Origin of the sequence: Rhodococcus sp. H-CA8f, from assembly GCF_002501585.1 — a bacterium.
GTDB lineage: Bacteria > Actinomycetota > Actinomycetes > Mycobacteriales > Mycobacteriaceae > Rhodococcus_F > Rhodococcus_F erythropolis.
In genome coordinates this window covers 2231459-2245000 of the sequence record NZ_CP023720.1, presented here as the reverse complement: position 1 = coordinate 2245000, position 13542 = coordinate 2231459, and the positions used below count along the sequence as shown (strand labels likewise).

The 13542-nt window shown below is 61.7% G+C and carries 14 protein-coding genes and 1 rRNA gene (1 of these 15 running past the window's edge); 1 reads left to right on the top strand and 14 read right to left on the bottom strand.

The annotated features are described in order from the left end of the window. Together CPI83_RS10690 and murA are read right to left on the bottom strand one after the other, a co-directional pair. A 16S ribosomal RNA gene (locus CPI83_RS10690) occupies window positions 1–182 on the bottom strand (it extends 1336 nt beyond the left edge of the window). A gap of 581 nt (window positions 183–763) precedes the next feature. After that, complete coding sequence (gene murA / locus CPI83_RS10685) at window positions 764–2023, bottom strand: UDP-N-acetylglucosamine 1-carboxyvinyltransferase (protein ID WP_003941314.1); 1260 nt, start codon at window positions 2021–2023, stop codon at window positions 764–766. A gap of 54 nt (window positions 2024–2077) precedes the next feature. On the opposite strand from murA, the gene CPI83_RS10680 reads away from it, so the two are divergent. Beyond that, complete coding sequence (locus tag CPI83_RS10680) at window positions 2078–2650, top strand: cob(I)yrinic acid a,c-diamide adenosyltransferase (protein WP_020908291.1); 573 nt, start codon at window positions 2078–2080, stop codon at window positions 2648–2650. A gap of 10 nt (window positions 2651–2660) precedes the next feature. Here CPI83_RS10680 and CPI83_RS10675 read toward each other — a convergent pair whose 3' ends face one another. The 12 genes from CPI83_RS10675 to glyA all read right to left on the bottom strand — a co-directional run bounded on the left by CPI83_RS10675 (window position 2661) and on the right by glyA (window position 13542). Further along, window positions 2661–3083 carry a DUF2550 domain-containing protein gene (locus CPI83_RS10675; RefSeq protein WP_029255703.1) on the bottom strand — a complete coding sequence of 141 codons (423 nt, stop codon included), beginning with the start codon at window positions 3081–3083 and terminating at the stop codon, window positions 2661–2663. A 49-nt stretch (window positions 3084–3132) separates the two neighbouring features. Next, entirely contained in the window at window positions 3133–3501 is a 369-nt protein-coding gene (locus CPI83_RS10670; RefSeq protein ID WP_019749170.1) for a F0F1 ATP synthase subunit epsilon, read from the bottom strand. Window positions 3502–3507: 6 nt separating this feature from the next. After that, window positions 3508–4959: a F0F1 ATP synthase subunit beta gene (gene atpD / locus CPI83_RS10665; protein ID WP_003941349.1), complete on the bottom strand. Its 1452-nt coding sequence runs from the start codon at window positions 4957–4959 to the stop codon at window positions 3508–3510. Between the two features lie 3 nt (window positions 4960–4962). Next, window positions 4963–5946 carry a F0F1 ATP synthase subunit gamma gene (locus tag CPI83_RS10660; protein WP_003941320.1) on the bottom strand — a complete coding sequence of 328 codons (984 nt, stop codon included), beginning with the start codon at window positions 5944–5946 and terminating at the stop codon, window positions 4963–4965. Between the two features lie 48 nt (window positions 5947–5994). Continuing rightward, window positions 5995–7638 carry a F0F1 ATP synthase subunit alpha gene (atpA, locus tag CPI83_RS10655; protein ID WP_019749171.1) on the bottom strand — a complete coding sequence of 548 codons (1644 nt, stop codon included), beginning with the start codon at window positions 7636–7638 and terminating at the stop codon, window positions 5995–5997. 62 nt (window positions 7639–7700) lie between these two features. Then, window positions 7701–8525 (bottom strand): F0F1 ATP synthase subunit delta, encoded by an 825-nt coding sequence (locus CPI83_RS10650; protein WP_003941304.1) that lies wholly within the window; start codon window positions 8523–8525, stop codon window positions 7701–7703. A gap of 5 nt (window positions 8526–8530) precedes the next feature. Further along, complete coding sequence (locus tag CPI83_RS10645) at window positions 8531–9088, bottom strand: F0F1 ATP synthase subunit B (protein WP_019749173.1); 558 nt, start codon at window positions 9086–9088, stop codon at window positions 8531–8533. 7 nt (window positions 9089–9095) lie between these two features. Beyond that, complete coding sequence (locus CPI83_RS10640; RefSeq protein ID WP_003941327.1) at window positions 9096–9338, bottom strand: ATP synthase F0 subunit C; 243 nt, start codon at window positions 9336–9338, stop codon at window positions 9096–9098. An 83-nt stretch (window positions 9339–9421) separates the two neighbouring features. Beyond that, window positions 9422–10249 (bottom strand): F0F1 ATP synthase subunit A, encoded by an 828-nt coding sequence (gene atpB / locus CPI83_RS10635; RefSeq protein WP_019749174.1) that lies wholly within the window; start codon window positions 10247–10249, stop codon window positions 9422–9424. 280 nt (window positions 10250–10529) lie between these two features. Beyond that, entirely contained in the window at window positions 10530–10940 is a 411-nt protein-coding gene (locus CPI83_RS10630; protein ID WP_020970050.1) for a hypothetical protein, read from the bottom strand. A gap of 92 nt (window positions 10941–11032) precedes the next feature. Further along, on the bottom strand, window positions 11033–12220 hold the full coding sequence (locus tag CPI83_RS10625) for an MraY family glycosyltransferase (RefSeq protein ID WP_019749176.1): 1188 nt from the start codon (window positions 12218–12220) through the stop codon (window positions 11033–11035). Continuing rightward, window positions 12217–13542, bottom strand: a complete 1326-nt coding sequence (glyA, locus tag CPI83_RS10620; protein WP_097387200.1) for a serine hydroxymethyltransferase — start codon at window positions 13540–13542, stop codon at window positions 12217–12219. The genes CPI83_RS10625 and glyA overlap by 4 nt, the downstream gene beginning before the upstream one ends.

Here is a 13542-nt window from a genome sequence, read left to right as displayed (position 1 = left end):
TAGGAGGTCATATCCGGTATTAGACCCAGTTTCCCAGGCTTATCCCGAAGTGCAGGGCAGATCACCCACGTGTTACTCACCCGTTCGCCGCTCGTGTACCCCGAAAGGCCTTACCGCTCGACTTGCATGTGTTAAGCACGCCGCCAGCGTTCGTCCTGAGCCAGGATCAAACTCTCCGTTGAAGACTCTAGATTTCACAGCCGAAACTGCTAATCAGTCATAGACAAAAAGAGTCAAATCACTAGCAAAAAACTCAACTAGCAAAAAATGTGTCGGCAACCATTCAGACGGAAGAATGAACAATCACCGACGAAAAATACTCACACCCCGAACATCAGAACCGAAACCCGAAGGCCCGGAACATCATCCGACATGTGAAGTACCAAAAAATATTTGGCACTGACATTCATCGACACACTGTTGAGTTCTCAAAGAACACGCACACACCATCACCACGACCCTATGGCCGCCGCTCCGGGGCAACTTTTCCAGCCTATCCCAACCAGGTCACCGGCGCAAACCGGAACCCCGTGAAGAAAAACTGGATTGTGTTCGCCAGGCACTTCGTACAACCTCGTGTCACTCACCCTCGCAGGTGGGAGTCGGTGTCCGTGTCGCTCTGACTTGGAATAAGTTACGCGAACCTTCAATCAATTCACAAATCGCCTGGTCACAACACCGATTCACTAGCCAAGGCCAGGTCAGACAGTTGAGACTTTCCGCCAATCGCGAATAGGCCCGAGTGTGACGCCGAGCACCGAACCTATTCGGAGCCCACCCTCTCGATCACTCCCCCGAGTCCACGGAGATTCTCGACGAATCGCGGGTACCCACGGTCGATGTGGAAGATGTCGTGGACTTCGGTGGTTCCGTCCGCGACCAACCCGGCAAGCACGAGCCCGGCGCCTGCCCGAATGTCCGAAGACCACACCGGCGCACTCGACAGCACTGGAACTCCGCGGATCACAGCATGGTGACCGTCAGTACGAGCGTCGGCGCCCAGTCGGATCATTTCCTCGACAAATCGGAAACGCGATTCGAATACGTTCTCGGTGATCATCGACGTGCCCTCGGCAACCGCCGCCAAACCGATTGCCATCGGCTGCAGGTCGGTGGGGAATCCGGGGTAAGGCAATGTCGCGAAATTGACTGCTTTGGGCCGTTCACGCTGGATGACACGGAAACCGTCGACCTCGGGAGTCACCTCCGCGCCGGCTGTCCGAAGCTTGTCGAGGACCAACCCGAGATGCTTGTGGTTCACCCCGCGAACGCGGACGTCACCCCTGGTCATGGAGGCAGCGACACCCCATGTTGCGGCAACGATGCGGTCACCGATGACACGGTGCGTAGTCGGTTCCAACTTGCGGACGCCTTGAATGGTGAGCGTCGAACTTCCGCCGCCCGACACCTTGGCGCCCATTTCGTTGAGCATGTTGCAGAGATCCACGATCTCGGGCTCACGTGCAGCGTTGTCGATCACCGTTTCACCTCGGGCGAGCACTGCTGCCATCAAGATGTTCTCGGTTGCACCCACAGACGGGAAGACCAGGCGAATGTTCGCGCCGTGAAGGTCGTCTGCCTCGGCAACGACACATCCGTGTTCGATTTCGCTGCGCGCGCCCAACAGGCGGAGCCCGGATTGGTGCATGTCGAGTGGCCTCGAACCGATCGCATCGCCGCCAGGAAGTGCGACAACAGCGCGTCGACAACGCGCGACCAGCGGACCAAGCACACACACCGACGCCCGAAACTGCTTGACCGCGTCAAAATCAGCGTGATATTTCGGCTCGGCCGGCGTCGTGATCCGCACTTCGGAGTCTTCGAGTTCGACCTCGCAGCCCAGCCCTCGCAAGACGTCCGCCATCAGCGGCACGTCGAGAATGTCCGGGCAGTTGGTCACCACAGTGGTGCCTTCGGCCAACAGCGCAGCGGCCATCAGCTTCAACACACTGTTCTTGGCCCCTCCCACCAGTACTTCACCTTCGAGGCGGTTACCCCCGGTCACAAGAAAGTGCTCACTCACGGTTCACAGCCTAGAGCCACAACCTCGTCGGCACCGCGCCGGTACCGTAGCCCTATGTCTGTTCACCTGACGAAGATCTACACCCGGACCGGCGACGACGGGACCACCGGCCTCAGTGATTTTTCGCGAGTCTCCAAGAACGATCCGCGTCTGGTCGCCTATGCGGATTGCGACGAGACCAACGCGGCGATCGGTGTGGCCGTTGCCCTCGGCACACCCCCGGAGAATCTGCTCGCGATGCTGCGCCAGATCCAGAACGACCTCTTCGACGCGGGGGCCGACCTGTCCACCCCTGTCGTCGAGAACCCGAAGTACCCACCGCTGCGAGTGACTCAGGCCTATATCGATCGACTCGAAGGATGGTGCGATGAGCTCAATGAGCAACTGGCACCGTTGAATTCGTTCATTCTGCCCGGCGGAACTGCCCTGGGCGCCCTGCTTCACGTAGCAAGAACCGTCTCGCGGCGTGCGGAGCGTGCGGCCTGGTCCGCCATCGATGCGAACCCGGAAGACACCAGCGTCCTCCCCGCGAAATATCTCAACAGATTGTCGGATCTGCTCTTCATCATGGGAAGAGTGGCAAATCCTGAAGGCGATGTGCTCTGGAAGCCCGGCGCCGGGGCTTGAGCGGGACCGGTCAGGCGGTGCGTCGCCTACGGGCGCGCCCGTCCGGCCGTGATTCGACCCAGGACAGGAAAGCTGTCAATGCTCCACTGTCCAAGGCGATTTCGTAGGCCGACGATCCGTCGTTGACCTTGACCACGACGATATCGTCGCTCATGATGTCGAATTCGGTACCCGAGGGAGAGCGACGGCTCTCGACCTCGATTCCTTGACGATCAATCCTGGAGTCCGGGCCCGGCCGCAGACTCGACAGTTTGAAAAAGACGAAGGTGCTTTCGCCGTAGCGAATGATTCCGTGACGCCACCCGCTGTCCCCCGGGGATGGCAGAACACGAAGCAGTGCAGCGGTACCGCCGCGACGTAGAACCAGCAGACGATACAGAAAAGCCGCGACGAGAACCGCGAGCAGCACAACCAGAATGATCAACACAGTCATTCCGAATGTCACTGTTCGTCGGCTCCCGTCGCGGCTTTACTCGAGTAACTTACGCGCGCTCGACGGCCCGGAGCTGACCCTTGGCGACCGCAATCGCTTCGAGGTCGCCCGAGTTCTCGGCCAAGACAGCCTTGGCTGCCTCGACGTCGATGTCCTGTGCCATGTCCGCGGACTCGGCAAGGATCGTCACCGTCGTCGCAGTGACGGAGAGGAACCCTCCGTGTACTGCAGCAACGATACGCTCGCCGTCGACCGGGGTGATCGACACGGTTCCGCCCTCGATCAGCTGGCCGAGGACCGGCTCATGCCCGGGCATGATGCCGATTTCGCCCTCAGTGGTCTGAGCGCTGACCAGCGTCGCCGAACCAGACCACAAGCGCTGCTCGACGGCAACGAGTTCTACGGTCATCTCAGCCATCGTGGACTACTTCCCGGCCATCTTCTTGGCTGCAGCTTCGACGTCGTCGAGTCCACCGCAGCTGTTGAATGCCTGCTCGGGCAGGTGATCGAACTCGCCCTTGCAGACGCGGTCGAAGGCTTCGATCGTGTCGCGGAGCGGCACGACGGAGCCGGGCTCACCGGTGAACTTCTCGGCAACGATGAAGTTCTGGCCGAGGAACTTCTGGATACGACGGGCGCGGCCGACTAGGACCTTGTCCTCTTCCTGAAGCTCGTCCATACCGAGGATGGCGATGATGTCCTGCAGTTCCTTGTACTTCTGCAGGATGCGCTTGACCTCGTTGGCAACGCGGAAGTGCTCGGCACCGACGATGCCGGGCTCCAGGATGCGGGAGGTCGAGCTCAGCGGATCCACAGCGGGGTAGATACCCATCTGCGAAATCGGGCGCGAGAGCTCGGTGGTGGCATCGAGGTGCGCGAACGTCGTAGCCGGCGCGGGGTCGGTGTAGTCGTCGGCGGGCACGTAAATAGCCTGCAGCGAGGTGATCGAGCGACCGCGGGTCGAGGTGATGCGCTCCTGGAGCTCACCCATCTCGTCCGCCAGCGTGGGCTGGTAGCCCACTGCCGAAGGCATACGGCCGAGGAGGGTGGAAACCTCGGAACCTGCCTGCGTGAAGCGGAAGATGTTGTCGATGAACAGCAGGACGTCCTGGCCCTGAACGTCGCGGAAGTACTCCGCCATCGTCAGTGCGGACAGGGCGACGCGCATACGCGTTCCGGGCGGCTCATCCATCTGGCCGAAGACAAGGGCGGTGTCCTGGAGGACGCCCATCTCTTCCATTTCCAGGTGGAGGTCGGTGCCCTCACGGGTACGCTCACCGACGCCTGCGAACACCGAGGTGCCCGAGAACTCGCGAGCGATACGCGTGATCATTTCCTGGATCAGAACGGTCTTGCCGACGCCGGCGCCACCGAACAGGCCGATCTTTCCACCCTTGACGTACGGGGTGAGAAGGTCGATGACCTTGATGCCGGTCTCGAGGATCTCGGTCTTACCTTCGAGCTGATCGAAGGCTGGTGGCTTGCGGTGGATGCCCCACTGCTCGCCGTCGCGGCCGAGCCCGGGGGTGTCGAGGCAATCGCCCAGGGCGTTGAACACGTGGCCCTTGACGACGTCACCGACGGGAACCGAGATCGGCTTGCCCGAGTCGGTCACCGCAGTGCCGCGGACGAGGCCGTCGGTGGGCTGCATGGAGACGGTGCGGACCAGGTTGTCACCGAGGTGCTGTGCAACCTCGAGCGTCAGCGTCTTGGCGACCGAGGGAAGCGTGATCTCGGCGTTCAGGGCGTTGAACAGTTCAGGAACAGCGCCACGCGGGAATTCAACGTCCACGACGGGACCGATGACCCGCACGACGCGGCCGGCTACGGCCGAAGCCGAACCTGCCCCGTTGTTTTCGGTTACTGCTGCGGTCATGTGCTAGTCACTTCCTGCGCTCGAGGCGAGCGCGTTGGCGCCGCCGACGATCTCGCTGATTTCCTGGGTGATCTGGGCCTGGCGAGCCTGGTTGGCCTGACGGCTCAACGTGTTCACCAGTTCGTTTGCGTTGTCCGTCGCGGCCTTCATGGCGGTACGACGGGCTGCCGACTCCGATGCCGCAGCATCGAGAAGCGACGAGAAGATACGAGTGCTGACGTACTTCGGGAGAAGAGCACCGAGAAGCTTCTCGGGCTCGGGCTCGAAGCTGAAGTCCGCGACGGGGCCATTGTCATGGTCGTCGTCGTGGCCGTTGGTCAGCATGTCGTCACCGAGTTCGATGCGCTCTTCCGACACGAAGACCTCGAGAGGAGCCATACGGCGAACCTCGGGAGTCTGCGTCAGCATCGACACGAAGCGGGTGTAGACGATATGGAGTTCGTCGACGCCCTCGATCGTGCCTTCACCGTTCGGAGCGGCAACCTGGTTACCCGAACCAGCCATGAACAGCTCCACCAGGTGGCGGCTGGCCTTCGCTGCATCCGAGTAACCCGGATCCTGCGAGAAGCCCGTCCACGCAGCACCGATGTCGCGGCCGCGGAACGTGTAGTAGCCGAGTCCCTTGGAACCGAGCACGTACACGACCGGCTCCTTGCCCTCGCTGCGGAGGAGAGCCATGAGCTCTTCTGCCTGCTTGAGGACGTTGGAGTTGTAGCCACCACACATGCCGCGGTCACTGGTGACAACGAGGACCGCAGCCCGCTTGGGCTCCGGGCGCTCGTTGAGCAACGGGTGATCGAGCGAAGCAGACGCACTCGCCAATTCGGTGAGTACCTTCGTGATCTCCTCGGCATACGGCTTGGACGCGGCGACGCGAATCTGAGCCTTGGTGATACGCGAAGTCGCGATCAGTTCCTGTGCCTTGGTGATCTTCTTGGTCGAGTTGACCGACTTGATACGAGACCGCAATTCGAGAATGCTCGCCATCGATCAATCACTCTCCCTTCGGAATTCGCAGTGTCATGGGCGCGTACGTCACTTGCTGACGGTCTTGCGCTTGACGTTGATCTGCTCGTTCTCGACCTCGTCGGCGCCCAAAGCGTCAGCCTCGGCCTCGTTCACGACCCGGCTTCCGTCGGATGCGATGAAGCCTTCCTTGAACTTGTTCGTTGCAGCGATCAGCGCAGCAGCGTTGTCGGCATCGAGTGCCTTACCGCCGTTGATGCTGGAGTAGACGCCAGCAGCCGAGTGCTTGAGGTCTTCGAGCAGTTCCTTCTCGAAGCGACGGACGTCACCGATCGGAACGCTGTCGAAGATGCCTTCGCCGGCGAGGTAGATCGAGACGATCTGGTCCTCGACAGGGATCGGGCTGTACTGATCCTGCTTGAGCAGCTCGACCAGACGGGCACCGCGCTCGAGCTGAGCCTTGGAGGCAGCGTCGAGGTCGGATGCGAAAGCGGAGAACGCTTCGAGCTCACGGAACTGAGCCAGTTCCAGACGCAACGAACCGGAAACCTTCTTCATGCCCTTGGTCTGTGCAGCGCCACCGACGCGGGAGACCGAGATACCGACGTTGATCGCGGGGCGAACGCCCTTATTGAACAGGTCGGACTCGAGGAACACCTGACCGTCGGTGATGGAGATGACGTTGGTCGGGATGTACGCCGAGACGTCGTTCGCCTTGGTCTCGATGATCGGCAGAGCCGTCAGCGAGCCACCGCCGAGTGCGTCGGACAGCTTCGCCGAACGCTCCAGCAGACGGGAGTGCAAGTAGAAGACGTCACCGGGGTAAGCCTCGCGTCCCGGCGGGCGACGCAGCAGCAGCGAGATGGCGCGGTACGCCTCTGCCTGCTTGGTCAGGTCGTCGAACACGACCAGAACGTGCTTGCCCTGGTACATCCAGTGCTGGCCGATGGCCGAACCGGTGTACGGTGCGAGCCACTTGAAGCCTGCGGAATCAGAGGCCGGAGCAGCAACGATGGTGGTGTACTCCATCGCGCCCTTCTCCTCGAGGGCAGCCTTGACGCCCGCGATGGTGGAACCCTTCTGACCGATGGCAACGTAGATGCAGCGCACCTGCTTGTTGACATCGCCGGAATCCCAGTTGGCCTTCTGGTTCAGGATGGCGTCGATGCAGACCGCGGTCTTGCCGGTCTTGCGGTCGCCGATGATGAGCTGGCGCTGGCCGCGGCCGATCGGGGTCATGGCGTCGATAGCCTTGATACCGGTCTGGAGCGGCTCTTCGACCGGCTGGCGCTCGAGCACCGAAGCGGCCTGGAGCTCGAGTGCACGGTTCTCGGTGCTCTCGATCTCGCCGAGGCCGTCGATGGGCGCACCCAGCGGGTCGATGACGCGGCCGAGGAAAGCATCGCCGACGGGAACCGACAGAACGTCGCCCGTGCGCTTTACTTCCTGGCCTTCTTGAATGTTCTGGTAATCGCCAAGGATGACGGCACCGATTTCGGTGGCATCCAGGTTGAGCGCGACGCCGACGATTCCACCGGGGAACTCCAACAGCTCGTTGGACATAGCCGAAGGCAGGCCAGAGACGTGCGCAATGCCGTCACTGGTGTCGGTCACTGTGCCGACCTCCTCACGGGAGGCCTCCGGGGAGTAGCTCGCGGTGTAGTTGTCGATCGCGCTACGGATCTCGTCGGAGGAGATCGTCAGCTCCGCCATGTTTTTCCTGCTCTCGGTGTCTGGTCTTCGAAAAGATCTGGAGTATGTGTTCGGCTGAAGGACTACTTGAGGTTCTTCCGCAGTGCTGCGAGTCGACCCGCTGCGCTGCCGTCGATAACCTCGTCGCCCACCCGGACGACCAAGCCGCTGAGGAGTTCTGGATCAACCTCGACGTGTACTGCTACCGGCTTCCCGTAGGTGCGGGTAAGAGTGCTGGCCAAGCGATCCGACTGCTCCGAGCTCAACGCCGAGGCGCTGCGAACGTGAGCAACGGTGGTATCGCGCTGCGCTGCGGCAAGATTCGACAGCTGATCGAAAGTGTCTGCGGGTGCAGACTTCAACCGGCCGACGGCCTGTCCGGCGAGTGCCTCGGTGACCGCAGTGACCTTGCCGTAGAGCAAGCGGGAGAGGAACTCACGCTTGCGGGCTGCGGGAACCGACAGATCCGAGAGCGTCTGCTCCAGGCTGGGATCCCCTGCCACGATGCGACCGAGACGGAAGAGCTCGTCCTCAACGGTGTCCAACTGGCTCTGATCGGCTGCGGCGCGGAGCAGAGCTTCGCGTCCGAGCAGTTCGAGCGAGTTGACCAAGTCGCGGGCCGCAGACCAGTCCTGGCCTGCAGCTGCCTTCACGGTGGCGAGCGCCTCGGCGCCGACCTTTCCGGAGAACAACTGCTCTGCCAAAGCCTGGCGACCAGCGGCCGGTGCCGAAGCGTCAGCCAGCGCGCTGCGAAGAGCGCGCTGGCCGTCGAGTACCTCGACCACCGAGAAGAGCTCGGACCCAGCCTGAGCAGAAGCAGCAGTTGCGGCTCCTGCAGAGACGGCGCCCAGGGCACTGCTCAGCGCAGAACGAGTCTGCGCCAAGGCTTCACGGCTCGCTGCGTACATGTTGCTCACTTCCTGGCTGAATCAGCGCTGACGGTGTCGAGCTCGTTGAGGAAACGATCAACCGTTCCGGCGCGCTTCACGTCGTCGGCGAGAGACTCCCCGATGACCTTCTCGGCCAGGTCTACAGCGGTCTTGCCGAGATCCGAGCGGAGCTCAGCGACGATCTGCTGACGCTGGGCGACGAGCTGGCTGTGGCCTGCGGCCACGATGCGGTCGCTCTCGTCCTGCGCCTGAACCTTCATGTCAGCGATGATCTGCTGACCCTGGGTACGCGCTTCCTCACGGATCTGCGCTGCCTCGGTACGAGCTTCGGCGAGCTGCGCGCGGTACTGCTCGAGCGCGGCCGCTGCCTCTGCCTGTGCGTCTTCGGCCTTCTTGATGCCGCCCTCGATCTGCTCGGTGCGTTCGGCCAAGACCTTCTGGAACTTCGGAAGAACGAGCTTCCAGAAGACAAAACCGACTACGACGAGCGCAACCGCGGACCACACGATGTCGTATGTCTCGGGCAAGAGAGGATTGTGTGTCTCCTCTGTTGCCGCGAGCACTGCGAAGGTGGCTCCCATGTCTGTCTTAGAAAATGAAACCGGCGACAAGGCCGATCAATGCGAGGGCCTCGGTGAATGCAATACCGAGGAACATGGTGGTACGAACCTGGCCGGCCATCTCGGGCTGGCGGACCATGCCTTCGATTGCCTTGCCCACAACGATGCCCACGCCGATGCCGGGGCCGATTGCTGCGAGGCCGTAGCCGATGGCTCCGTAGCCGCGCGACTTGGTCTCGACAACTTCCTGAGCGAGGTAAGCGATGCTCATGGTGTTCCATTCCCTTTCTGTTGACCTCTGCCGGATTCGGCAAGAGGCTCAGTTCTTGGTGTAGCTGGTGAGGAGGTAAAAGGTCAGTGCTCGTCGGCGTGGAGCGCCAATTCGATGTACACCGCGGTCAGCAACGCGAACACGTAAGCCTGCAGGAAGATGACCAGCAGCTCGAAGAACGTGAATGCGATACCGGCGATGATCGACGGAACGCCGAAGATCGCCTGGAATCCGCCGGACACGAAGAAGAAGTAGTTCGTCGCGCTGAAGAACAGCACCAGCAGGATGTGGCCGGCCAACATGTTGGCCATGAGACGAACCATCAGCGTGAACGGGCGCAGGATGAAGGTCGAGATGAACTCGATGGGCACCAACAAGAAGTGCAGGGGCAGCGGAACGCCGGGAACGACGATGCTGCTCTTGACGTACTTGAAGAAGCCGTACTTCTTGATTCCGACGTAGTTGAACACGATGTAGGCGAGCGCCGCGAGTACCAGGGGCATACCGATTCGTGCGTTCGGCGAGATGTTCAGGAAAGGAATGATGCTGGCCATGTTGCTGGCGACCACGATGAAGAAGATCGTCGTGATGACCGGCAGGAAGCGCTTGCCCTGTTCCTTGCCCAGGATCTCCTCGGCGATGTTGATACGAACGAAGTCGAGCGCAAGCTCAGCGGCGTTCTGCATCCCACGGGGAACCAATCGAGGGCTGCGCATCGCGATCACGAAGAAGGCTGCGACCAGCACCGACATCAGCAGACGAATCAGCATCAGACGGTCGAGCTCGAAGGGGCCCGCGTGAATCAACACGGAGGGCGGGAAAAAATCGTCTAGTGACGGCGCATGGAATTCATCCGCGGCCAGGGTGGTGACGCTCAGCGTTCTCTCCCGTAGTCGGTCCGCAGCCATCATTGACTGCGGTTCGATCGGACATTGACGATCTACAAGTCGACAAGTTCGACTCGCGCATTCGTCAGCAGCTGGAGAACCCTAGAGGGGCCTGGCGTCTGTCGGTGTCGGCGACTCTCGTCGACTCAGTGGTCAGAATTTCGACCACCTGCGAGCACATGGCATCGTCGGCTGAGTGTTACTCGGCCCACCATTGCTCTCGCTTGAACCGAACCTTATCAAGTCATCTACGACATTGTGTAGATGGGGTACCTGGAAGTCCGATTAGTTACCTCTTGTAGTACTACTCGTCGTCGTCGACGTTGCTGCTGGGAGTGGGATCGACGTACGGAGTTTTGGTTCCGAGAACGCCGTATGTCTCCGCGCCGAGCACGACGACCAGCGACATGATGATGACCAGGACGAGAGCGGTCTTGTTGTAGAAATCCATGTCCGAGAGGACAAAGAGAACAACCATCGCGAGAATCATCTTCAGCAGCCACGTGCCGAGAAGAACTGCGCCGGCCGTGAGCGCAGGCAACTTCGCTGTGAGTAGCACGCCCAGCGCCGTGAACAGGATGAACCCGCCGCCGACGGCTGCGCCTATCAGGGCTCCGTAGACGCCTTCCTTGCCGGCGAAGAGCCCGCCCAGGAGCGCGCCGACCACGGCCAGCGCGATCAGCCCCATCACACCCCACTTCACGGCCGACTTCATGGCGGCGGTCGAATCAGGGATGGGTTGCGAGGCAGGTACAGGCTGCGGCGTGTTCGTCACGATGCCCAAGGGTAATGGATCGGGAAACTTGGCTAGCGACGCTGTTGCTTGCGATCGATCAGGGACGGCACCGCCGTGAAGAACAAGGCAATGACCAACCCGGCCGCAACCAGTACGACAACCAGCTGTCGATTGAGCAGCGAGGATCCGACGGCACCGAAAGCCAGAACGCTGACCCACAGGTAGATGACCAGCACAACCCGTCGGTGCGTGTGTCCGATTTGCAGGAGGCGATGATGCAGGTGCATCTTGTCCGGACTGAACGGACTGACGCCCGCTTTAGTCCGGCGGATCACGGCCAGGAGCATGTCCAGCATCGGGATGAACATCACAGCACCGACCAGCAACAACGGCGCGAGGAGGCCGACCAGGTCGCGGGTTCCGTAAGCAGTGAGCGGAATACGACCGGATGCACTGGTGGAGATCGCGGCAAGCATGAGACCGATCAACATCGACCCGGAATCGCCCATGAAAATGCGCGCTGGATTGAAGTTATGCGGAAGAAAACCGAGACAAGCGCCTGCCAAGGCCGCCGCGATCATCGCCGGCGGGTAGACACTCGCGTCGCCGCCCTGATCGTGGAGCAGACCGATCGAGAAGATGAGGATCGCCAAGGCCGCGATGAGGCCCAAACCGGCGGCCAATCCGTCGAGACCGTCGACGAAGTTCATCGCGTTGATGGTCGCCACGGCGATAGCCACCGTGAACAGTCCCGATTGAATCTGATCGAGGATGATCGTGGACCCACCGTCACCACCGAAAGGGTTGTAGATGATGAACCAACTGACGCCCATCACCACAAGCACTCCGGCAGCAGTCACCTGACCCACGAACTTGGTGAGAGCGTCGAGGCCCCACCTGTCGTCGATCACGCCCACGAGGACGATGACGGCGCCCGCTACGAGCGCAGCGTGTACATCTGGACTACCGAAGCCGAAACCTCTTGTGAGCGCCGGTAATTGCTGCGCAAACAGCAGACCGACAACCATGCCGATATACATTCCGACGCCACCGAGGCGCGGAATCGGCTCGACGTGAACGTCCCGATCACGAGGAATCGCGACTGCGCCGAACCGCAGCGCCAACAACCGGACTGCGCCAGTCGCCAGGTATGTCACTACCGCCGCCGTACACAGCACGAGCAACAGTTCACGGATGGGCACACCCGCTCCCCCGCCACCCTGTGCCAGATATGTGGTCGCCTCGTACGAAGTGATCACTGCGCGAGATCACCCGTCCGGCGGGGATAGGCAGGTTTTGCCCGTACCAGTTCGCGAACGCCGTCGGCAACCGATGCCAACTCGGCCTCCCCCGACGTGGTGGCTGGATCCGCTACGACTGCACGCGCGATCAACTCCCCCACGACGCTCATGTCGGAACTGTTGAACCCCTGGGTCGTCACGGCCGCGGATCCGACGCGGATTCCGGACGTGACGGCCGGCGACTGCGGATCGAACGGAATCGCGTTCTTGTTGAGCGTGATCGAAGCCAGTCCGCACCTACGCTCGGCGTCGACGCCGGTGACACCGCTTGCGCGCAGATCGAGAAGCGCCAGATGCGTGTCGGTTCCACCGGACACGGTGCGCAGGCCGCGAGCTTCCAACGACTGCGCGAGCGCCGACGCATTGGCAACCACTTCCTGTGCATACCAACGATATTCCGGCGTCGACGCTTCTTTGAAGGCAACCGCCTTCGCAGCGATCGCATGCATCATCGGGCCGCCTTGAATGAAGGGGAACACCGCGCGATCGACAGCCGTGGCATGCTCGCTGCGGCACAAGATCATTCCGCCGCGCGGGCCTCTGAGGACCTTGTGCGTCGTCGCGGAGACCACGTCGGCATACGGAACACACGACGGTATCGCCCGGCCTGCCACGAGTCCGATGAAGTGGGCGGCATCGACCCACAGGATCGCACCGACCTCGTCCGCGATCGACCGGAAGGCTGCGAAGTCGATGGTTCGGGAGTACGCGGTCGCGCCGGCGATGATGATTTTCGGTTTGCGCGCCAGAGCCAGGGTGCGAACCTCGTCGTAGTCGATCAATTCGGTGGCCGAATCGACGTGATAGGGAACGGTGGTGAACCACTGCCCCGAAAAGCTGACCCGAGACCCGTGAGTCAGATGCCCACCGTGCGGCAAACTCATCGCCAATACGGTGTCGCCGGGCTTGGCGAATGCGGCGTACACCGCGAGATTCGCGGTGGCCCCCGAATGCGGCTGGACGTTGACGTGCTCGGCGCCGAACAGTGCCTTTGCCCGGTCGATCGCCAGATTCTCGGCTACGTCGACGTACTCGCACCCGCCGTAGTAACGCCGACCCGGATAGCCCTCGGCGTACTTGTTGCTCAGGGTCGAACCCAAGGCAGCCAGTACCGAGGGGCTGGTGAAGTTCTCGCTCGCGATGAGTTGAAGCCCGCCGCGCTGACGCTCGAGTTCGGCCAGCGCAACAGCCGCGATCTCGGGGTCCGCCGTGGCAAGCTCACCGAAATCCGGTCCCCAATACGTGGATTCCCCCGCGCGCTCGCCGCCGGCGCCGACCAT

Bases quoted from the DNA above. Each gene is read 5' to 3' on its own strand.
- CPI83_RS10680 (WP_020908291.1), top strand. From the start codon at position 2,078: ATGTCTGTTCACCTGACGAAGATCTACACCCGGACCGGCGACGACGGG.
- CPI83_RS10675 (WP_029255703.1), bottom strand. From the start codon at position 3,083: ATGACTGTGTTGATCATTCTGGTTGTGCTGCTCGCGGTTCTCGTCGCG.
- CPI83_RS10670 (WP_019749170.1), bottom strand. From the start codon at position 3,501: ATGGCTGAGATGACCGTAGAACTCGTTGCCGTCGAGCAGCGCTTGTGG.
- atpD (WP_003941349.1), bottom strand. From the start codon at position 4,959: ATGACCGCAGCAGTAACCGAAAACAACGGGGCAGGTTCGGCTTCGGCC.
- CPI83_RS10660 (WP_003941320.1), bottom strand. From the start codon at position 5,946: ATGGCGAGCATTCTCGAATTGCGGTCTCGTATCAAGTCGGTCAACTCG.
- atpA (WP_019749171.1), bottom strand. From the start codon at position 7,638: ATGGCGGAGCTGACGATCTCCTCCGACGAGATCCGTAGCGCGATCGAC.
- CPI83_RS10650 (WP_003941304.1), bottom strand. From the start codon at position 8,525: ATGTACGCAGCGAGCCGTGAAGCCTTGGCGCAGACTCGTTCTGCGCTG.
- CPI83_RS10645 (WP_019749173.1), bottom strand. From the start codon at position 9,088: ATGGGAGCCACCTTCGCAGTGCTCGCGGCAACAGAGGAGACACACAAT.
- CPI83_RS10640 (WP_003941327.1), bottom strand. From the start codon at position 9,338: ATGAGCATCGCTTACCTCGCTCAGGAAGTTGTCGAGACCAAGTCGCGC.
- atpB (WP_019749174.1), bottom strand. From the start codon at position 10,249: ATGATGGCTGCGGACCGACTACGGGAGAGAACGCTGAGCGTCACCACC.
- CPI83_RS10630 (WP_020970050.1), bottom strand. From the start codon at position 10,940: ATGAAGTCGGCCGTGAAGTGGGGTGTGATGGGGCTGATCGCGCTGGCC.
- glyA (WP_097387200.1), bottom strand. From the start codon at position 13,542: ATGGTCGGCGCCGGCGGCGAGCGCGCGGGGGAATCCACGTATTGGGGA.